Source organism: Pseudomonas sp. TH41 (genome assembly GCF_016650695.1).
Taxonomy (GTDB): Bacteria; Pseudomonadota; Gammaproteobacteria; order Pseudomonadales; family Pseudomonadaceae; genus Aquipseudomonas.
This window is the reverse complement of record NZ_JAEKFH010000003.1, coordinates 57,067-77,256: the sequence shown is the minus strand read 5'-3', so window position 1 is coordinate 77,256 and position 20,190 is coordinate 57,067. Positions and strand designations below refer to the sequence as shown.

Sequence of the window (20,190 nt, the reverse complement as noted above, 5' to 3'; positions counted from 1 at the left end):
ATTTTTTTTGCCTGTTGTAGCAGCTGCCGAGCCTGCGAGGCTGCGTTCGGCTGCGCAGCAGTCGCCAAACCTGTTGCCGCAGTTCGTCTGGAAGACTGAAGTGTCCGGTTTTACGACTGCTGCGCAGCCGAACGCAGCCTCGCAGGCTCGGCAGCTGCTACATCGGATCGAGTCCTGAGGCTCTGTCAGGTATTCGTCGGGAGGGTTATTCCGTTACCGGCCCGCCCCCCGCCGTAACCACATGCACGCTCATGCGCGGTGTCGCCAGGTCCAGTCCAGCTTCATCCAGATGCCGTTTGAGCGACAGGTTAAACGCCCGGGAAACCTCCCATTGCTTGATCGGCGCGGTCTTGAAGCGAGCGCGAAGAATCGCATTGCCAGACTCGAAACTTTCCACACCTTGAATCTCCAGCGGCGACCAGATGTTGCGACGTTGCAGCGGGTCGGTGCGCATCTTCTGCCCGACTTCGCGCATCAGTTTGATCGCGTTGTCGATGTCCATGTTGGAGGGCACCGCTACCCGGAAGATGGCGTAGCCGAATTCGCGGGAGTAGTTCTTGATGCTTTTGATTTCGCTGAACGGGATGGTGTGGACGATGCCATCGATGTCCCGCAGGCGTACGGTACGAATGGTCAGGCCCTCGACAGTGCCCAGGTGACCGCCGACATCCACATAGTCGTCGATGGCCAGCGAGTCTTCGATGATGATGAACAGCCCGGTGATCAGGTCGGCAACCAGCGACTGCGCGCCGAAACCGATGGCCAGGCCGATCACGCCGGCACCCGCCAGCAGTGGCGTAACGTTCATGCCCATGTTCGCCAGAGCGACGATCAGCGCAATGATGAAAATGGCCACGAACAACACGTTGCGGATCAGCGGCATCATCGTCTGCGCGCGAGCATTGGCCAGGCCTTTGCGCGAGCGGGTGAGCGCGTGGTGCACGGCGGTGTCACTGAGAATCCAGATCAGCCAGGCAAAAATCAGCGTGCCGCCGAGGCTGAACAGTTTGACGCTGACTTCATGGCCTTCGCCTTCGGTAAAGCGAATCAGCGACATGCCCCAGACCCGCAGGCCGAGTTCGATGAACGCCAGCCAGACGAGTAGATGGGCAAGGGTGTAAAAGAAGCTCTTCAGGCGATCCGAATACAACGCATGACGCTTCACGCCGCGTTGCGGTTTGAGGGCATGGCGGCGGACCAGTCCGTTGATGACCATGCACAACACCAGCAACACGGTGCAGATCAGCGACTGACGCAGCGCGGTGCTGGTGTCGCCGGCGGAGACGAAGGTAGCGAACAGCGAAATGCCCACCAGTACCAGCGCCGGCAAATACCAGAAGGTCCCGAGAATGTCGATTGTGTCGCTCAAAGCCCGGCGAGTGAGGCGGCGCGACAGCGGCTGATTGCGGATCAGGTGCGCAATCGGGCGCCGGAACCGCAGGATGAACAACCCGGTCGAGAGCGCCGCCAGCACGTTGGCGAGCGTCGATGCGGTGTGCGCCAGGTGGGTGCCGAGGCTGTCGACCAGCTTCGGATCGCTCAGGGCTTCACCGAAGGCGGCGAAACTGCCGATCAGCCACAGCGGCCGAAAAGCCTGGTGCCGCAGGATATACAAGGCGCGGTGGCGGTGCGGGCCGTCGAGCACGGAAAAGGCGATCACGCAGATCGCTGAAAAACAGGTGCCGACCACCAATGCATAGGCCAGCACCATGGCCAGGCTTTTACCCAATGAAGAGGGCAGGGCGTAGCTCATATAGACCGTTATCACCAAGGCAATCAGCCATGGCCCGAGTTTGCGCAGGGCGAAGCGCAACATGTCGAGGGCCTTGGGGTGCTGCGGTAGTTCTTCGGTCAGGCCGAAACGCATGCGCACCCGGTGGCCGAGCCAGATCAGCGCGGCGGCCAGCAGACTCCAGACCATTAAAATCATGGCGAAGGCTAAAATGATTGGCAGCCATTCATTGGCCGGCAGCACCAGCGCCTTCAGCTCATCCTCGGCCAGGCCGAGCTCTTCGGACCAGCGATTGAGTGGGCTGTCGGCCCCGGAAAACTGCTTTTCGAAATTGGCCAGGGTGCCACCGATCAAGCCAAGCACGCCTTCTTCGACGGTCGGCTGGGCCTTTTTAGTGGCGTCGCGCAACTTCTTCAGGTCCGTCAGCAACTGGGTTCGTTGCTGATCGTTCTCCAGCGACTTGATCACGTCGTCCAGCGATTGCCCCAAGGGCGCTTGCGCCTCTGGCTGGGTTTTCGCCGAGCTGTTGAGCAGGCTCGGCAAACCGACGGCCTGGGCAGGCGCCATCGGCAGCAGCGTCATTAGGCAGGCAAGGAGAAAACACGGCAGGGTGAAAAGACGAGCGAACACTAGGCGGTCAACCTTGGGATGGGCAGATCGACCGAGTGTACGAGCCCGCCAAAATCAATGCGAGCCGGGGGTGAGGATTTATTCGTTGAGTTTGGCGAGGATCTTGAAAACCACGGTGGCGAGGATCGTCAGCATGCCGACCCACATCGCGAACACCCCCGCGTTTTTGTCACGAAAATTGAAGCCGACTGCCAGCATGATCATCCCGGCAAGAATCGGGATCAGCATGGCGTGAAAAGAGGACAACGAGATCATGGCGACTGCCTTGTCGAAAGGGGTAGTTAAAGTCTAGGTGGCTTTTGGGCCACCTGGGGTGTTGTCTGTAGGAGCGAGCTTGCTCGCGATGGAATTGAAGGCGGCGCATTCTTTCAGGCAGCACGCGTCATCGTTCACGTCCATCGCGAGCAAGCTCGCTCCTACAGAGTAATGCGGGGTTACGGCAATTCGCGGCAGGCGTAAAACGCGCTCAACACTTTGACCAGGTGCGCCAGGTCATGGCTGCCGCACAGCTCGCGGATCGAGTGCATGGCGAACGTCGGCAGGCCGATGTCCACGGTGCGCACGCCCAGATGGCTGGCAGTGATCGGGCCGATCGTCGAGCCGCAGCCCATGTCGCTGCGCACGACGAAGCTCTGAACCGGTACTTCTTCGGCCATGCACAGATGGCGGAAGAATCCGGCGGTTTCGCTGTTGGTCGCGTAGCGCTGGTTACTGTTGACCTTGATAACCGGGCCGGCGTTGAGTTTCGGGCCGTGGTTGGCGTCGTGTTTGTCCGCGTAGTTCGGGTGCACGCCGTGGGCGTTGTCGGCCGAGACCAGCAGGGATTTCTGAATGGTCCGTACGAATTCATCACCTTCGGGCAGCAGGCGACGCAGTGTCTGCTCAAGCATCGGACCATCGGCACCGCAAGCGGAGCAGGAGCCGACTTCTTCGTGGTCGTTGGCGACCAGCACGCAGGTTTCGTCGGTTTCGGCGGTCAGCAAGGCTTGCAGGCCGGCGTAGCACGACAACAGGTTATCCAGGCGTGCGCCTGCAATGAAATCGCCATGCAGGCCGATGATTGCTGCGCTTTGGGTGTCGTAGAAGCTCAGCTCGTAATCGAGTACGACGTCGGCGTTCAGGCCGTGTTCCCGGGCGAGTTGGTCGGTGAGTACGGCGCGGAAGTCCACGCGCTCGTCACCGGCAAATTGCGCAAGAATCGGCGGCAGTTCGGTCTGGGCGTTGATCGCCCACCCCATGTTGGCTTCACGATTGAGGTGAATGGCCAGGTTCGGGATGGTGGCAATCGGTGCCTTGAAATCGATCAGCTGGCTCTCGACCTTGCCGTCTCGGCGGAAGGTTACGCGGCCAGCCAGGGACAGGTCGCGGTCGAACCACGGCGCGAGCAGTGCGCCGCCATAGACTTCGACGCCCAGCTGCCAAAAGCCCTGGCGTTGCAGTTCCGGCTGGGGTTTGACTCGCAGGCACGGGCTGTCGGTGTGGGCGCCGACCAGGCGAATGCCGCCGTGCAACGGTGAATGACGGCCCATCTTGAACGCGACAATCGACGAATCGTTACGGGTGACGTAGTAACGACCGTTGGCTTCGGTCGTCCATGGCTCGCGCTCGTCGAGACGCTGATAGCCAGCCGCTTCCAGGCGCTGGACAAGGCTGGCAGTGGCATGGAACGGGGTAGGGGAGGCCTTGAGGAAGTCGATCAGGCCTTGGTTCAACTCTTCGCGCATAAGTAGCTCCAGACAGCAATGGCGCCAGTTTACCGTATTGGTCACATAATTGGCGGCGGGCTGCTGTGGAAGATCCCTGTAGGAGCGAGCTTGCTCGCGATGGTGTGTCAGTTGACATCAATGCAGCAGACACACCATCGCGAGCAAGCTCGCTCCTACAGTTTTAGATTGTATTGGTCTTTAAAACGGGGCAGGGCACTCGAAGCGCAGGCGTTCGCCGCTCTGGGGGTGAGTGAAACTGAGCATGCTCGCATGCAGGCACAGCCTTGGCCAGGCAGCCAGCGCCTGCTCGTGGGCGTACAGCCCGTCTCCCAGCAGTGGGTGGCCGATGGATAGCATGTGCACGCGCAACTGATGGGAGCGGCCGGTGATCGGCGTCAGTTCGACACGGCACCAGTCGCCGCAGCGTTCCAGCACACGCCAGAACGTCAGGGCATGTTTGCCAAATTCATGGTCCACCACATGGCGCGGCTTGGTCGGCGGGTCGTAGCGCAATGGCAGATCGATGCTGCCACTGTCCAGTTCCGGTTGGCCCCAGCAGAGCGCGGTGTAGGCTTTTTCGGTTTCGCGGTCGTGAAATTGCCGCGACAGTTCGCGATGAGTGTCCGGGTCGCGGGCCAACAGAATGATGCCGGAGGTTTCCCAATCCAGTCGATGGACGATTCGCGCTTCTGGATAGCCGTTTTCTTGCAGACGGGTAATCAGGCAATCCTTGTTGTCATCGGCCCGACCGGGGACCGAGAGCAGCAGGGTAGGTTTGTCGACCACCAGTACGGCGGCGTCCTGATGGATGATGCGGATGTTGGACAGCGGCATTAAAACAGCCTCGTAACAAACGCCAACGGCGGCTCAGGCCCTCGCTGTCCCCTGTAGGAGCGAGCTTGCTCGCGATGGTGTGTCAGTCGACATCAATGTGTCTGATACACCATCGCGAGCAAGCTCGCTCCTACATGAAGCCTGAAAGCCTGAACCGCCGTGGCTCCCGCCGGATCGACTCAGCGATCTGGCAGGGTGATATTGAGTTCCAGAATCGAGCAGCTGCCCTGGTTTTCCAGGGCGACGTGCACGTCATCGGACCCGATATTGACGTACTTGCGGATCACCTCGACCAGTTCCTTCTGCAAGGCTGGCAGGTAGTCCGGGGTACTGCGTTGGCCGCGTTCATGCGCCACGATGATCTGTAGACGCTCTTTCGCTACCGAGGCGGTACTTGGCTTCTTGTTAGCACGAAAGAAGTCAAAAATGTTCATTACCGGCCTCCAAACAGACGCTCAAAGAATCCTTTCTTCGTTACATCGAGAAACCGATGCTCCACGGTTTTGCCCAGCAGACGATCGACCGCATCGCTGTACGCCTGACCGGCGTCGCTCTGATCGTCGAGAATCACTGGCACGCCGGAGTTGGAAGCCTTGAGTACCGCTTGGGACTCCGGAATCACACCCAGCAGGGTAACGGCCAGAATTTCTTTGACGTCTTCGACGCCGAGCATTTCACCGTCACTGACGCGTTGCGGATTGTAGCGGGTCAGCAGCAGGTGTTCCTTGATCGGTTCTTCGCCTTTTTCAGCGCGACGCGACTTGCTGGCCAGCAGGCCCAGCATGCGGTCCGAGTCACGAACCGAGGACACTTCCGGGTTAGTCACGACAATCGCTTCGTCTGCGAAGTACATGGCTAGGTGGGCGCCTTTCTCGATGCCCGCTGGCGAATCGCACACCACGAATTCGAAATCTTCTTTCAGTGCCATCAGCACTTTTTCCACGCCTTCCACGGTCAGCGCGTCTTTATCGCGAGTCTGACTGGCGGCCAGTACGTAGAGGTTTTCCAGGCGTTTGTCTTTGATCAGGGCTTGCTGCAGGTTGGCTTCGCCGTTGACCACGTTGACGAAGTCATACACCACGCGGCGCTCGCAACCCATGATCAGGTCGAGGTTACGCAAACCGACGTCGAAGTCGACGATAACTGTTTTGTGACCGCGCAGAGCGAGGCCGGTACCGATAGCGGCGCTGGTGGTGGTCTTACCCACACCACCCTTGCCGGATGTAACCACGAGAATCTTGGCCAAGGTGTTTCACCCCTAAGGAAAAAGGACTTTTAGCCCCTGAAAAACATCTCTTGAAAAACTACTGCAGTCGGACAGCCTTGGCTGGAATCCGGTCCTGGGCGGCGCTTACCCCCGGTAAACACTGCTTTTGGCCTTTTTCCTACTTCGTTTGAGCCGTTTTCGCTACGTTTTAGAGATGCTTGGAAAATGCGGCAGTATCCGTTAAAGCCGAATGATGTTCAACACATCGCCCGACAGACTGACTTGCACGCCGGCACCCCATAAAGGGTCGCGACGCAAATCTTCAGAAACCTTGTAGTGGCCTGCAATGGAGACCAGTTCAGCGCTCATTTGCTGACAGAAAATCCTGGCTTTCGTGTCGCCTTTGACCCCAGCCAATACGCGACCGCGCATGGGGCCGTATACATGGATGTTGCCATCGGCGAGAAGTTCCGCCCCCGGGCTGACGGACGAGATCACCACCAAATCGCAACCCTGGGCATAAATCTGCTGGCCACCACGGACTGGCGACGTGATGATTTTCGTCGGTTTGACGGTGGGCTCCGGTGGTTTTTCCGGTTTTTTCTTCACTTGACCTTCGAGCGGGTCAAGCGAGCGTTCCCGGGCACCGGACGGCGGCAGTACGGGCAGGTCGACTGCAATGGCGGCGGCGATGTCTTCAATGCGGCTGGCGCGGATCGCCAGGGTGCGCAAGCCATGCTGGCGACAGACGCGCATCAGCCCCGGCAAGTCGATGGCGCCTTCACTGGCCGGGAGTTTGTCCAGGGCCAGCACCAGCGGTGCGTTACTGAAGAAATTAGGCGCCTGGGCGACTTTGGCGGCCAGCTGCCGATCGAGGCTCTCGAGGTCGTTGCGGGTCAGCTCCAGCACCGTAATGGCGAGCATGCTGCCCTTCAACTGGAACACGGGATCTTGGTCTAGCGGTTCGGTTTGGCTCATGGTCGGCATACAACGACTTGTCACTAAAAGTGCCGAGACTTATAACGAGAACGCCCGCGAGCCGCAAGCCGGGTCGAACGATGTAGAATGCGCGGCCATTGTCTTGACGGAAGCTTTAATGGATCGCCCGCGTTTTCGAACAGCATTTCTTTCTCCACGTTTCTGGCCTCTATGGTGTGGCTTGGGGCTGTTGTGGCTGATTGTTCAGTTGCCGTATCCGGCGTTGCTGTTTATCGGTCGCGGCCTCGGTGCATTGATGTATCGAGTGGCAGGCGACCGACGGCGCATTGCCAAGCGCAATCTCGAACTGTGTTTCCCGGAAAAATCCGCGGCCGAGCGCAAACGTCTGCTCAAGGAAAACTTTTCTTCCACCGGCATCGCTTTCTTTGAAATGGCGATGAGCTGGTGGTGGTCGCGTCAGCGTCTGGCGAAGCTGGCCCATGTCGAAGGGTTGGAGCATTTGAAAAAAGCCCAGCTAGCGGGCAAGGGCGTGATTCTGATGGCGGTGCATTTCACCACGCTGGAAATCGGCGCGGCGTTGCTCGGCCAGCAGCACACCATCGACGGCATGTACCGCGAGCACAAGAATCCACTGTTCGACTACATTCAGCGAAGTGGCCGCGAGCGGCATAACCTCGACTCCTTGGCCGTGGAGCGCGAAGACGTGCGCGGGATGCTCAAACTGCTGCGGGCCGGTCGGGCGATCTGGTACGCACCGGATCAGGACTATGGCGCCAAGCAGAGTATTTTCGTGCCGTTTTTCGGGATTCAGGCTGCAACGGTCACCGCCACCAGCAAATTTGCGCGACTGGGCAAGGCGCTGGTGGTGCCGTTCACCCAGGAGCGCCTGGCAGATGGCAGCGGTTATCGTCTGGTGATCCATGCACCACTCGATCATTTCCCCGGCGAGACCGAAGAAGCCGATTGCCTGCGGATCAATCAGTGGGTCGAAGGTGTCTTGCGTGAGTGCCCGGAGCAATACCTCTGGGCCCATCGCCGCTTCAAGAGCCGTCCGCCGGGCGAGCCGAAGCTGTACAAAAAACGCGGTTAAATAGTCGATCCCCTTAAGCACCATGGAGTGTTGCGATGAGTCCTGCTGAACCGGTTACAGGGTTGATTCTTTCCGGTGGCGGGGCTCGGGCGGCCTATCAGGTGGGTGTGCTGGCGGCGATTGCCGAGCTGTTGCCGGTCGGTGCAAGCAATCCGTTTCCGGTGATCGTCGGCACGTCTGCCGGTGCGATCAACGCCGTCAGCCTCGCCAGTGGGGCGATGGACTTCCGTAGCGCTATCGAGCGCCTGACAGCCTTTTGGCAGGGCTTTCGTAGTCATCTGGTGTTGCGCAGTGACTGGCCGGGGGTGATCCATCAGGCCAGCCGCTTTGTCGGGCATAGCTTGCTCGGCATCGGCGCGCAGGTTCCGGTGGCCTTGCTCAACAGCTCGCCGCTGCGTGAGTTGCTTAATAACAAGCTGCACATGTCCGGCATCGCCGACGCCATCGCGCAAAAGCAGTTGCAGGCGGTGGCGGTCACGGCATTCGGCTACGAGTCCGGTCAGGCCGTCACGTTTTATCAGGGCGGTGGCACCATTGATGCCTGGTTGCGCCATCGGCGCATTGGCATCCCGTCCCAATTGTCCGTCGAACATTTGCTCGCCAGTTCTGCCATTCCACTGTTATTCGCGCCGGTAAAAATCGGCGAAGAATATTTCGGCGACGGCGCGGTGCGCCAGTCGGCACCCATCAGCCCGGCCCTGCACCTGGGCGCCAGCCGAGTGCTGGTGGTCGGTGTCAGCGGCAACCCTCGCGGGGTCGACCCGCAACAACCGCTGCAACGCGCCTACACCGGTCAACAGCCAACCTTGGCGCAGATCGGCGCGCACATGCTCAACAGTACGTTCATTGACAGCCTGGAAAGTGATATCGAACTGCTGCAGCGTCTGAATCAGTTCAGTCATCTTCTTCCCGACGGCACGCCGACCCGTGCGCTGGGTGTGGCGCCGGTGGACGTGCTGGTGATTTCACCGAGTCAGCCGATCGATGAGATTGCGGCGCGACATCGGCAGGAATTGCCAGCGGCACTGCGCCTGTTTCTGCGCGGGCCGGGGGCGACCAAGACGAGCGGGGCGGGGGTGCTGAGTTATCTGCTGTTCGAGGCGGGGTATTGCGGCGAATTGATTGATCTTGGGCGGCGGGATGCGTTGGCCAAGAAGGATGAACTGTGTCGGTTTCTGGGGTTGTCATGAAGCAAAGATCGCAGCCTTCGGCAGCTCCTACAGGGATATGCATTCCAATGTAGGAGCTGGCGAAGCCTGCGATCTTTTGACTTTAAATCAGAAGTGGAACTTCACCAGCAAGCTCGTGGCGCTCTGATCGGTCTTGAAGGACTCGCTGTCTTCGATGCCGTACTTGTTTTTCCAGTAGTCGTACTCCACACCGACATACAGCTGTTTCTCGCCGATGTTCAGCGCTTTGCCCAAGTCGTATTTGATCTGAGGATTGAAGTGCAGGTTGGCGTGGTAAGTGCCTTTGGAATTCTTGTCATTGTCGACCACCCAGTCCATGAAGCCATCGATCAGGATGCTCGAATCGCCCACAGGAATGGTGTAGGACCAGACCGGAGTGATCTGCCAAATGTTGTCACCCGGACGGGCGCCTTCGCTGTGACGCTGGTAGAAGTTCAGCTGGAAGTAGTCGAAGCCCGGGATCGCCAGGTCGAAACCAGGACCGATCAGGTAGGACTCGGTATCGCCTTCACCGAACTCGTAAGTCATGGCCAGCAACACGTCCTTGACCGGGCCAAACTCGAGTTTCTGGTCGAAGATCTTGCCGAACGACAAACGCGGGCTGATCTCGCCATAGTAGGTGTTCGAACCGACGCTGCTGTCAGCCTTGCCGTTGTAGAAGATCTTGTCGACAAACAGGTAGTTATCCCCATATTTCCAGGCGTCGGCGTGTTCGAAGGTGACGGTCTGCTGAATGGTCGGATTGACCTGAAAGTCCTTGCCATAGAGGTAGGTCAGGCTGTTGTTCTGCCATTGCAGCAAGTCGCCGGCCATCGCCTGGCCCCCGGCCAGTAACGATCCCGCGAGCATCAGGCTGGTGCACGTACGTTTCATTCGGTTGCTCCCAAAAAGTAAGTGGTTCCACGTTATTTTTCTAAGGTCGGCGCTCTGGTGTGGCGCCTTTTTCTGTAGCGGTAATAAATCATCCATTCGGTCAGCGTCGGTGCGGTTGGCAAACGCTGAGCCAAGGCTTTCAAAAAGCAAACAAACTCCCGCTCGGCTGCTCAAAAACAGTCGATTGAGAGGGGGGGTGGAATGCCTTGATACTGTCCAGTGCCGGGATAAGTTGGCTAACTGGTCAGAAAATAAATCCGGACTTTTTTTTAAAGCGGATTCAGGCGGCCGCGGAGAATACTGACTACTTGGCCAGGTCTCAAGTGCGCCGCAACAGCGCACCGACGACAGGTTTGTGGCACGGTTGCGGGCCATCTTAAAAGTGCACCTTCACCGGCAGGCTGGCAGTGCTCAGGTTGTTGGTCTGCCACAGCAATAAATCGCCGGCCATGGCCTGGCTGGCGGCCAAAAGACCCCCGCCCAAAAGCATGTTTGGCTGTGTCCGAATCATCTGTTGCTCCCCGTTGTTTTATTGTTTGAGGTGCAGGCAGCCGCTGACCTTTGTAGGAGCGAGCTTGCTCGCGATGGTCTATGGAGCGCCGTGTTTATCCAGGAAACACTCGTTATCGTTAGCGTCCATCGCGAGCAAGCTCGCTCCTGCAAAGGACCAGTTAATGAGGGTGGGCGTGGCAGTCGTTAATGGCCGCGCGTTCGGCGCCGCCGAGGATGTTAAACAGCAGGTTCAGCGACAACGCACTCAACGTCGCCATCGCAATTCCGCTGTGAGTGATCGGACTCATCCACAGTGGCAAGTATGCGAAAAACTCCGGACGTACCACCGGAATCAGCCCCATGCCGATGCTCACCGCCACCAGCAACTGGTTGCGACGGTCACCGATGTCGGCTTCCTGAAGAATCTTGATGCCGGTGGCTGCAACCATGCCGAACATCGCAATCGCCGCGCCGCCCAGTACGGCGGGCGGTATCGAGGCGACCAGGAACGCCGCTTTCGGCAGCAGGCTCAGCACCACCAGCAAACCGCCGGCGACGATGGTCACCGAGCGGCAACGCACGCCGGTCATCTGCACTAGGCCGATGTTCTGCGCGAAAGAGGAGTGGGTGAAGGTGTTGAAAAAACCGGCGAAGAACGAAGCGCCGGCATCACACAGCAAGCCGCGACGCAGCATCCGCGGGCAGACTTCCTGACCGGTGATTTTGCCCAGCGCGAGGAACATCCCGGTGGACTCGACGAAGATGATCACCACCACCAGGCACATCGAAAGAATCGGTGCGAGTTCAAACTTCGGCAGGCCGAAATGCAGCGGGGTGACGATTTGTACCCAAGGCGCCTGAGCCATGCCACTGAGGTCGACCATGCCAATCAAGCCACAGATCACATAGCCGAGGCACATGCCGATCAACACGGAAATGTTGACCCAGAAACCGCGCATGAAGCGATGGACCAACAGAATGGTGGCCAGCACCAACGCGGCGATGGCCAGGTAAATCGGGGAGCCGAATTGAGCAGCACCCGCGCCGCCACCCGCCCAGTTAACGGCCACCGGGAACAGCGACAAACCGATCGAGGTGATGACCGTGCCGGTGACCAGCGGAGGGAAGAAGCGCACGACTTTGGACATGAACGGCGCGATGATCATGCCGAAAAAACCAGCGGCGATGGTGGCGCCGAAGATCCCTTGCAGACCGATGCCCGGCATGCCGGCCATGGCGACCATGCTGCCGACGGCGGCGAAACTGGCGCCCATCATCACCGGCATGCGGATGCCCATCGGGCCGATGCCCAGCGATTGCACGACCGTAGCGATCCCCGCCACCAGCAGGTCGGCGTTGATCAAGAAGGCGATTTCTTCACGACTCAAGCCTGCGGCCTGTCCGATGATCAGCGGCACCGCGATGGCGCCGCCGTACATCAGCAAAACATGTTGCAGACCGACCAGGATCAATTGCAAAAGAGGTAAACGCTGAATGGCGGGTGCGTCGGGGATGCGCGCTTCGGATAGCTCGGACATGCAACACCTCGGATCTTTTTTATTCTTGTGATTGAACAGCTGCAGTGCTGCTGGCAGCTGTTTTTGCATCAGGTGGGCCGCGTTGCGGCCAATCGCAGGCAAGCCAGCTCCCACAGGATTGAGTAAATCCCTGTGGGAGCGAGCTTGCTCGCGATGCTTTACTGCTTAGTTGGTCTGGGCACCCTGAACAATCCACGCGCCGATCAGGTCACGTTCCTGCTGGGTCATCTGGGTGATGTTGCCCAGTGGCATGATCTGGCTGGTGACAGCCTGAGCCTGAATGCGCGGGGCGTTCTGGCGGATCTGCTCGGGGGTGTCAAACATCACGCCGGCCGGTGCAGCACTGAATAGCGGGCTGGTCGGTTTGGCCGAATGGCACACCGCGCAGCGTTCCTGAATCACGCTGTGCACCTTGTCGAACGCCGGGCCCTGATTCGACGCTTGGGTCGGTGCGACAGCAGGGGCCGCGGGTTTAGCCACTTCAGGCTTGGCACCACCACCGAGGGCCGTTTCCGGCAGCGGCTGGTACTCGATGGCGGCAGGCGCCTTGGCCACTTCAGGCGCGCTGTTCATCGGCGCCGGCCCAGTCACGTAAGCCAGGCTGATCATGCCGACGGCTGCCACGGGCAGGGTCCAGGCAAACTTGTGGCTGTCGTGACGGGTGTTGAAGTAGTGACGTACCAACACCGCCAACACCGCGATCCCGGCCAGGATCAGCCAGTTGTACTGGCTGCCATAAGTGCTCGGGAAGTGGTTGCTGATCATGATGAACAGCACCGGCAAGGTGAAGTAGTTGTTGTGACGCGAACGCAGCAAGCCTTTGGCGGGCAGCGCTGGGTCCGGCGTGCGGTTCTCGGCAATCGCCGCTACCAGAGCACGCTGGGCCGGCATGATGATGCGGAACACGTTGCCGACCATGATCGTGCCGATGATCGCGCCGACGTGCAGGTACGCACCCCGACCGCTGAACACTTTGCTGAAGCCATAAGCCGCGCCGATGATCAGCACGAACAGGATTCCGCCTAGCAGGGCAGGGCGTTTGCCCAGGGCCGAGTCGCAGAGGAAGGAGTAGACGAACCAGCCGACGAACAGCGAACCGATGCCCAACATGACGCCTTCAGGGCCTGTCAGGCTGCTGCCAGGTGCCAGCAGGTATAGCGTCGGATTGGAGTAAAACACCACGCACAGCAGCGCGATCCCTGACATCCAGGTGAAATAGGCTTCCCATTTGAACCAGTGCAGGTTGTCCGGCATGGTCGGTGGGGCCAGTTTGTACTTTTCCAGGTGGTAGATACCGCCGCCATGGATCGCCCACAAATCGCCCGCCAGACCACTTTTCGGGTTGACCCGATTGAGGTTGTTTTCCAGCCAGACGAAATAGAACGACGCACCGATCCAGGCCACGCCAGTAATCATGTGAACCCAGCGCACGCTCAGGTTCAGCCATTCCAACAGATGTGCTTCCACAGTCTTTACCTCTCGCCCGTCACTCTGTTGTCGAGTGATCGGACCTTCTCTTATTGGTGGGGGGCGAGGATCAAACGCTCATCCTCTTTGAAAAAATGCTCATCGCAGTTATTGCCTGTGCCACTGCGATCAACCACCAGGAAGTCATCCCGCTTTTCGATCGTCAGCACCGGATGGTGCCAAACGCCGCGATGGTAATTAATGCCCTGCCTGCCGTTGGTGACGAAGGCGCGGACCAAGCCTGATACAGGTTCATCGCCAAGTGGCGCGACCACGATCAGAAAGGGGTTGCCGAGCAGCGGAATGAAAGCCTGGCTGCCCAGCGGGTGACGCTCCAGCATGCAGACCGTCAGCGGCATGTCCTGCGCGTCGGCGCGGAAGATGCTGATGATCGCCTTGTCCTCTGGCGTGGCGGTTTCAACCGTCGCCAGTTTGTGGAAGCGCATGGTCGAACCGTTGTTGATCATGAAATGATCGCTGCCGTCGGTTTCGATAACGTCACCGAAAGGGGCGAAGGCTTCTTTGGTCAGCGGTTCAATCGTCAGTGTGCGCATGCTGGTCTTCTTATCCGAGTTCTGTGTTGGTTGTTCTTTGTAGGAGCGAGCTTGCTCGCGATGGTGTCCGGGACAACGCGTTTATCCTGAAAGTACGCGTTAGCGTTGACGACCTTCGCGAGCGAGCTCGCTCCTACAGGCTCAGCATTACTTCGCTACCTTGCCCAATACACGCAGGCGGCTCACACCACCATCCGGGAACACGTTCAGGCGGATGTGGGTGATCGGGCCCAGTGCCTTGATCTGCTCGGCGAAGGTGTGCTCGGCGTGCATTTCCAGTTTCTGCGCTGGCAGCAGTTCGCGCCAGAACAACGATTGGGTTTCGATCTGGCTGTCGGTACCGCCCTTCACGAACGCGCCCTGGATCGAGCAAGTGTCCGGGTAGTTGCCCTTGAAGTGCAGGGTATCGACGATGACTTTCTCGATCTCGCCGGCATGACCCAGCGCGACGATGACCCAGTCATTGCCTGGTGTACGACGACGAGCAGTTTCCCAACCGTCGCCCATGTTGATGCCACGGCCCGGGTTGAGGATGTTGCTCATGCGACCGAAGTGTTCGTCGGAGCAGGCGAGGGCGCGGCCACCATTCAGGGCTGCGGCCAGGTCGACTTGCTCGTTGTCGCCAACAGCCGACCAGTCGCGGAACGGAATGCCGTACACGCGCAGACGGGCCACGCCACCATCCGGGTAGATGTTGAAGCGCAGGTGGCTAAAGGCCTGGTCGTTGTTGATTTCGTGGAAATGGTGGCTGTTGCCTTGCAGCTCGACGGCTGACAGCACTTCAGTCCACTGGGTGTTTTCGTCCGGCTCACCGGAAGCCAGGAAGCAGGCTTCCAGGGAGGCCGACGGCGGGAAGTTGCCGGTGAAGAATGAAGTGTCGATGTCCACGCCTTTGATCGAACCCGGTACGCCCAGGCGGATCACGGCGCTGTCGTAGCCTTCGAAGCGCTTGCGGCGCGACTCCCAGCCGTCCATCCACTTGCCGTTGTCATCGAACACGCCCTCCTTCCATACGGCCGGGGTCGGTTGGAACAGACGATTGGCGTCTGCGAACCAGTCATCGGTGACCGAAATGATTTTGGTGCCCAGGCGGGCGTCGGCCAGGTTGACGAACTTCTCGAAAGGTACGGCGTAAGCTTTCATTCTTCTAGTCTGCCTTTAATTAGTTGGCTTGGGATGCTTGCTGCCCTGGGTGCTGTCGCGTTTTTAACACCCGGGTACTTTTTACAAGGGCAGCTCGCTATAGGGTCAGTAATCGGAACAGGGCGATCTTGTTGATCTCCGCCAGCGCGCATTTGAATTCGGTGTCGACCGAGTTGTGAATGCGCATTTCGAACGCCGCGAGGATCTGATGCCGGTTGCTGCCTTTTACCGCCATGATGAAGGGAAACTTGAACTTGGCTTTGTAGGCGTCGTTCAGCTCGGTGAAGCGCTGGAACTCTTCGGCCGTGCATTGGTGAATACCGGCGCCAGCCTGTTCATTAGTGCTGGCTTCGGTCAGCTGGCCCTGGACGGCGGCTTTGCCGGCCAGGTCCGGGTGAGCGTTGATCAGGGCCAGCTGACTGGCGTGATCGGCGCTCAACAGGATGTCGCTCATGCGCTGGTGCAGGGTTTCGATCTGGTCGATCGACGCGTCCTGGCCCAGCTCGAAGGCCTTTTCGGCCACCCATGGCGAGTGTTCGTAAATATCGGCGAAGGTAGCGACAAACGGCTCGCGGCCGAGGGTCGATGGCTTCAATGTCTGGAAGTGGCTCATTTCGCAGCCCCTGGGTACGAGTGGGTTTCGTGCCAGTGGCGAGCGATGTCGACGCGACGGCTGAACCACACCTGTTCATGACTTTTAGCGTATTCGATAAAGCGCTTGAGCGAGGCCAGACGCGCCGGACGGCCGATCAAACGGCAGTGCAGGCCGATGGACAACATCTTCGGTGCTTCAGCGCCTTCGGCATAGAGCACGTCAAATGCGTCTTTGAGGTATTCAAAGAAGTCGTCGCCCTTATTGAAACCCTGGACCTGGGTGAAGCGCATGTCGTTGGTGTCCAGGGTGTACGGGATCACTAGATGCGGCTTGCCGGTCGGGTTGTTCGGTTCCCAGTAGGGCAGGTCGTCGTCGTAGGTGTCGCAGTCGTAGAGGAAACCGCCTTCCTCCATCACCAGTCGACGGGTGTTCGGGCCGGTGCGGCCGGTGTACCAGCCCAGCGGTCGTTCGCCGGTGATTTCAGTGAGCACGCGGATCGCTTCGAGCATGTGCTCGCGCTCCTGCGCTTCGTCCATGTACTGGTAATCGATCCAACGGTAACCGTGGCTGCAAATCTCGTGGCCGGCATCGACCATCGCGCGGATCACATCCGGGTGGCGCTGGGCGGCCATGGCCACGGCGAAGACGGTCAGCGGAATGTCGAATTCCTTGAACAGTTTCAGAATCCGCCAGACGCCGACACGGCTGCCATACTCGTAAAGCGATTCCATGCTCATGTTGCGCGCGCCTTGCAGCGGCTGTGCCGAGACCATTTCCGAAAGGAAGGCTTCGGACTCTTTATCGCCGTGCAGGATGTTGCGCTCGCCGCCTTCTTCGTAATTGAGTACGAAGGACAAGGCGATACGGGCATTGCCCGGCCAGTGTGGGTGAGGAGGGTTACTGCCGTAACCGATCAGGTCGCGTGGGTAGTCAGCGCTCACTGCAGTCTTCCTTCTTATTCGTTGACAGGTTGTGTGGCGGCCTGGCGATGAGATGACAGGCTGGCGTCACAGCGATGGGATGATTGTATACAACTTTATATTCACTTTGTAAGCCTGAATTTTTGCATTTTTGATGAACTGTCATCTTTACCGCTTCAGGAGTGAGGCGTGCAAGAAATCTGCCTGTGTGGTCAGCTAATGGATAGGAGGGCCGCTGATCGTATGATTGGGCTACAGATTCGCGGTTAAATTACGAATGGCGGCGTTTGCGGTAAAAATGTCGTTTTTATTGTGTACAATTTTTTAAAGAAATGTCTTAATCAATCGCTCGCCGTAGCGTTTCGTGCTTCGAAACGGTGCGGCCTCCTTTCAACTGACTTCGGGAGGCGCGAGGTCTGACTGCTTTATGCAGGCAGGCGCGCAGAATCAATGGGACGTTTGACTACTCATGTTTTGGACGCTGCACACGGTTGCCCGGGCAGCTCGATCAAGGTCGAGTTGTACCGCGTTGAAGGCTTGCAGCTGGAATTGGTCGCCAGCGCGATAACCAACAGCGATGGCCGTGTCGATGCACCGCTGCTGCAAGGTGATGACTACCGCTCCGGGGTTTATCAGGTTCAGTTTCATGCGGGCGATTACTACCGCGCCCGTGGCGTTCAGCTGCCGGAACCTGCGTTCCTGGATGTGGTGGTGCTGCGTTTTGGTATCTCTGCCGAACAGGATCACTACCACGTGCCATTACTGATTTCGCCGTATAGCTATTCGACCTACAGAGGAAGCTAGGACTTTCCCCCCAAAAAATCCTGCGCATAAAGCTTCTTTGGTCTTTCGCCCGCTCATGCTGCGGGCTTTTTTTTGCAAAAAAATCCTCACGGCCACAGGCTGAATCCGCTGCTACATAGGACTCGCCCCGCCAAAATAGGGGACAACAAGACAATTCAGTTACGTAATGAGCAGGCAAAAAGCCAATTCGTGTAGTATAACTACAAGCGTGCTACATCCCCGGCGCTTGCCAATAACAAAGAGTCCAGCCCCTTGAATCTGCTGCAACACATCGCCCAGTCGCGCCACCTGTTACGCAAGTCGGAACTCAAGGTTGCCGACCATGTATTGCTTGACCCAGCAGCCGTGATGCACAGTTCCATGGCCGACCTGGCCCACAGCGTGGGCATCAGCGAGCCGACCATCGTGCGTTTTTGCCGGGCCATCGGGTGTTCCGGGTTTCAGGATTTAAAGCTGAAGCTGGCGCAAAGCCTGGCGGCTGGCGCGAGCTTCGGGCAGTTTGCGATCCATGAAGACGATTCGGTCGCTGACTACAGCCTGAAAATTTTCGACACCACCTTGCACACCCTGATGGAGGTTCGCGAGAAGCTCGATCCGGTGGAGCTGCAGCGAGCGGTGTCACTCATGTCCCAGGCCCAGCGCGTCGAGTTCTATGGCTTTGGTGCATCGGGTGCGGTGGCGGCAGATGCCCAGCACAAGTTCTTCCGCTTGCTGCTGACCGCGGCGGCGTATTCCGACCCGCACATGCAGGCGATGTCGGCGGTAACCCTGAAGCCGACCGACGTGGCCATCTGTATTTCCCAGTCCGGGCGCTCCAAAGACCTGTTGATCACGGCCAACCTGGTGCGTGAGAGCGGTGCATCGCTGATCACGTTGTGCCCGAGCCAGACACCGCTGGCAGAGCTGTCGACCGTCAATCTGGCGATCGATGTGCACGAAGACACCGAAATCTATACGCCGTTGACCTCGCGTATCGCTCACCTGGTGGTAATCGACGTATTGGCTATGGGCGTGGCCATGGCGCGCGGGCCGAGCCTGGTCAATCACCTCAAGAGCGTCAAGCGCAGCCTGCGCAGCTTGCGGTTGTCGCCCAAGTCGGTGAAAGCGCTCGACGATTAAAGATCAAAAGATCGCAGCCTTCGGCAGCTCCTACAGGAGCTGGCGCAGCCTGCGATTTTTGCTTTTGAATCTTCATCAGTCTGTAACGTCCGAGCCGCCAAACCGTCATCCCCAGCGCCTATCTTGAAACTCCCGCACTCGCCTTGGGAGACTAGAAATGGCCCAGCCCTACGAAGAACGCAACAGTGCTATCAAAACCCGTCGTCAGCAGGAAGATCAGCGCCGCATGGAATTTCGCCGCGCCATTGAAGATCGCTGCGAACGCCGCCAGCTTCTGGCCGAAATTGGCGATTTTCCTGACGGACTGGAACTCAATTATTGGCAGGCAGCACCGGTAACTTCCCGTCGAAACGCTCAACCAGCACGCTGATCTGTACGCGTTCGCTGCGGATAAACGCAAGGAATGCGTGAGCCACCGGTGACAGGCGTTTAGCCTTGGCCTGCACCAGACACCAGCTGCGATACAGCGGCAATTCTTCGACCGGTAGCTCGATCAGGGCGCCGGTCGCCAGTTCAAGGTTCAGGGCGTGGCGTGTCAACAGCGCCAGGCCCAGACCCGCCAATACGCATTCACGCTGGGCTTCTGCCGAAGCGACTTCCTGGGTCTGCGTGAAGTGCACGCGTTTCTCTTTGAAATACTCCTCGCACGCCAGTCGCGTGCCAGAGCCGGGCTCGCGCACCAGCAGCGTGTAAGGCTCGAGATCCTGCAAGCTCAAAGGCCCCATGTGGCTCAGCGGATGGTCGGGTGGCGCCACGGCAACGATCGGATTATTGAGAAAGGGCAGAAACTCCAACCCCATGTCCTGCGGCACCATCGACATGATTACCAGGTCATCGCGGTTGTCCGACAGACGCCGAATGACTTGGCCGCGATTCACTACCGTCAGATGCAGATTCACTTCCGGATGCTGGCGCTTGAACGCAGCAAACAGGTGCGGCACGAAATACTTGGCACTGGATTCCACCGCCAGTTTCAGCTGGCCCTGCAGCGATCCCTGCATGTCCGAGAGTTGCATGTCGAGGTTTTCCAGGCGGCCGAAAATGTCCCGGCTCGCCCGCTGTAGGGCTTCGGCGGCCTCGGTCATATAGAGCTTTTTGCCCACGTAGTCGAATAACGGTTGACCGATCAGCTCCTCAAGTTGACGAATCTGTAGGCTCACGGCAGGTTGTGTGAGCGACATTTCATCAGCCGCACGGCTGTAGGACCGTAAATCACAGACTTCGTTAAAGATTTGCAATTGGCGCAACGTCATACGCATCAAGGACTTACGCATTTTATAGAGACTCTGTCCGCAGGCTGATGAATCAACTATAAGTCTTTACTTATGCCTAACCCAATAATTATTCATTTTTGTTA

The 20,190-nt window shown here is 58.7% G+C and carries 20 protein-coding genes and 1 pseudogene; 5 read left to right on the top strand and 16 right to left on the bottom strand.

Annotated features, from left to right (window positions below):
• Positions 1-205: 205 nt before the first annotated feature.
• From JFU37_RS03085 to minC, 7 genes are all read right to left on the bottom strand, one after another.
• Positions 206-2,362, bottom strand: a complete 2,157-nt coding sequence (locus JFU37_RS03085; protein ID WP_201112785.1) for a mechanosensitive ion channel domain-containing protein — start codon at positions 2,360-2,362, stop codon at positions 206-208.
• Between the two features lie 78 nt (positions 2,363-2,440).
• Positions 2,441-2,617: a hypothetical protein gene (locus JFU37_RS03080; RefSeq protein ID WP_201112783.1), complete on the bottom strand. Its 177-nt coding sequence runs from the start codon at positions 2,615-2,617 to the stop codon at positions 2,441-2,443.
• Positions 2,618-2,796: 179 nt separating this feature from the next.
• Complete coding sequence (locus tag JFU37_RS03075; RefSeq protein ID WP_201112781.1) at positions 2,797-4,086, bottom strand: M18 family aminopeptidase; 1,290 nt, start codon at positions 4,084-4,086, stop codon at positions 2,797-2,799.
• A gap of 180 nt (positions 4,087-4,266) precedes the next feature.
• Positions 4,267-4,902 carry an RluA family pseudouridine synthase gene (locus JFU37_RS03070; RefSeq protein ID WP_028941050.1) on the bottom strand — a complete coding sequence of 212 codons (636 nt, stop codon included), beginning with the start codon at positions 4,900-4,902 and terminating at the stop codon, positions 4,267-4,269.
• A gap of 179 nt (positions 4,903-5,081) precedes the next feature.
• Entirely contained in the window at positions 5,082-5,336 is a 255-nt protein-coding gene (gene minE, locus JFU37_RS03065) for a cell division topological specificity factor MinE (protein WP_007944431.1), read from the bottom strand.
• Positions 5,336-6,148, bottom strand: coding sequence for a septum site-determining protein MinD (gene minD, locus JFU37_RS03060; RefSeq protein WP_201112779.1), 813 nt, complete (start codon positions 6,146-6,148; stop codon positions 5,336-5,338). The genes minE and minD overlap by 1 nt, the downstream gene beginning before the upstream one ends.
• Positions 6,149-6,349: 201 nt before the next feature.
• Positions 6,350-7,087 carry a septum site-determining protein MinC gene (gene minC, locus JFU37_RS03055; protein WP_201112777.1) on the bottom strand — a complete coding sequence of 246 codons (738 nt, stop codon included), beginning with the start codon at positions 7,085-7,087 and terminating at the stop codon, positions 6,350-6,352.
• A 118-nt stretch (positions 7,088-7,205) separates the two neighbouring features.
• Here minC and JFU37_RS03050 point away from each other — a divergent pair, with 118 nt between their 5' ends.
• The gene (locus JFU37_RS03050) at positions 7,206-8,138 is read left to right on the top strand and encodes a lipid A biosynthesis lauroyl acyltransferase (protein WP_201112775.1); all 933 of its coding nucleotides are present in this window, start codon (positions 7,206-7,208) and stop codon (positions 8,136-8,138) included.
• Between the two features lie 35 nt (positions 8,139-8,173).
• Positions 8,174-9,328 carry a patatin-like phospholipase family protein gene (locus JFU37_RS03045; RefSeq protein ID WP_201112773.1) on the top strand — a complete coding sequence of 385 codons (1,155 nt, stop codon included), beginning with the start codon at positions 8,174-8,176 and terminating at the stop codon, positions 9,326-9,328.
• An 87-nt stretch (positions 9,329-9,415) separates the two neighbouring features.
• Here JFU37_RS03045 and JFU37_RS03040 read toward each other — a convergent pair whose 3' ends face one another.
• The 8 genes and pseudogenes from JFU37_RS03040 to puuE all read right to left on the bottom strand — a co-directional run bounded on the left by JFU37_RS03040 (position 9,416) and on the right by puuE (position 16,931).
• Entirely contained in the window at positions 9,416-10,201 is a 786-nt protein-coding gene (locus tag JFU37_RS03040) for an outer membrane protein OmpK (RefSeq protein WP_201112771.1), read from the bottom strand.
• A 409-nt stretch (positions 10,202-10,610) separates the two neighbouring features.
• Positions 10,611-10,712 (bottom strand): annotated as a pseudogene (locus JFU37_RS31015) (outer membrane protein OmpK); the annotation flags it as partial.
• 160 nt (positions 10,713-10,872) lie between these two features.
• The gene (locus JFU37_RS03035) at positions 10,873-12,231 is read right to left on the bottom strand and encodes a nucleobase:cation symporter-2 family protein (RefSeq protein ID WP_201112769.1); all 1,359 of its coding nucleotides are present in this window, start codon (positions 12,229-12,231) and stop codon (positions 10,873-10,875) included.
• Between the two features lie 165 nt (positions 12,232-12,396).
• Positions 12,397-13,698: a urate hydroxylase PuuD gene (locus JFU37_RS03030; RefSeq protein ID WP_201112767.1), complete on the bottom strand. Its 1,302-nt coding sequence runs from the start codon at positions 13,696-13,698 to the stop codon at positions 12,397-12,399.
• A 50-nt stretch (positions 13,699-13,748) separates the two neighbouring features.
• Positions 13,749-14,252, bottom strand: a complete 504-nt coding sequence (locus JFU37_RS03025; RefSeq protein ID WP_007898831.1) for an ureidoglycolate lyase — start codon at positions 14,250-14,252, stop codon at positions 13,749-13,751.
• 147 nt (positions 14,253-14,399) lie between these two features.
• Positions 14,400-15,395, bottom strand: a complete 996-nt coding sequence (alc, locus tag JFU37_RS03020) for an allantoicase (RefSeq protein WP_201112765.1) — start codon at positions 15,393-15,395, stop codon at positions 14,400-14,402.
• Between the two features lie 97 nt (positions 15,396-15,492).
• Positions 15,493-16,008 carry a 2-oxo-4-hydroxy-4-carboxy-5-ureidoimidazoline decarboxylase gene (gene uraD, locus JFU37_RS03015; protein ID WP_201112763.1) on the bottom strand — a complete coding sequence of 172 codons (516 nt, stop codon included), beginning with the start codon at positions 16,006-16,008 and terminating at the stop codon, positions 15,493-15,495.
• Positions 16,005-16,931: an allantoinase PuuE gene (gene puuE / locus JFU37_RS03010; RefSeq protein WP_201112761.1), complete on the bottom strand. Its 927-nt coding sequence runs from the start codon at positions 16,929-16,931 to the stop codon at positions 16,005-16,007. Before puuE ends, uraD begins: the two co-directional genes overlap by 4 nt.
• Before the next feature lie 429 nt (positions 16,932-17,360).
• Here puuE and uraH point away from each other — a divergent pair, with 429 nt between their 5' ends.
• From uraH to JFU37_RS02995, 3 genes are all read left to right on the top strand, one after another.
• A complete protein-coding gene (uraH, locus tag JFU37_RS03005; protein WP_201112759.1) occupies positions 17,361-17,714 on the top strand; it encodes a hydroxyisourate hydrolase in 354 nt (117 codons plus the stop codon).
• Positions 17,715-17,966: 252 nt separating this feature from the next.
• Positions 17,967-18,833 carry a transcriptional regulator HexR gene (hexR, locus tag JFU37_RS03000; RefSeq protein WP_008027445.1) on the top strand — a complete coding sequence of 289 codons (867 nt, stop codon included), beginning with the start codon at positions 17,967-17,969 and terminating at the stop codon, positions 18,831-18,833.
• 157 nt (positions 18,834-18,990) lie between these two features.
• Positions 18,991-19,203: a PA3496 family putative envelope integrity protein gene (locus JFU37_RS02995; protein WP_201112750.1), complete on the top strand. Its 213-nt coding sequence runs from the start codon at positions 18,991-18,993 to the stop codon at positions 19,201-19,203.
• Here JFU37_RS02995 and JFU37_RS02990 read toward each other — a convergent pair.
• Positions 19,145-20,107, bottom strand: a complete 963-nt coding sequence (locus tag JFU37_RS02990) for a LysR family transcriptional regulator (protein ID WP_201112748.1) — start codon at positions 20,105-20,107, stop codon at positions 19,145-19,147. The genes JFU37_RS02995 and JFU37_RS02990 overlap by 59 nt on opposite strands.
• Positions 20,108-20,190: the final 83 nt, after the last annotated feature.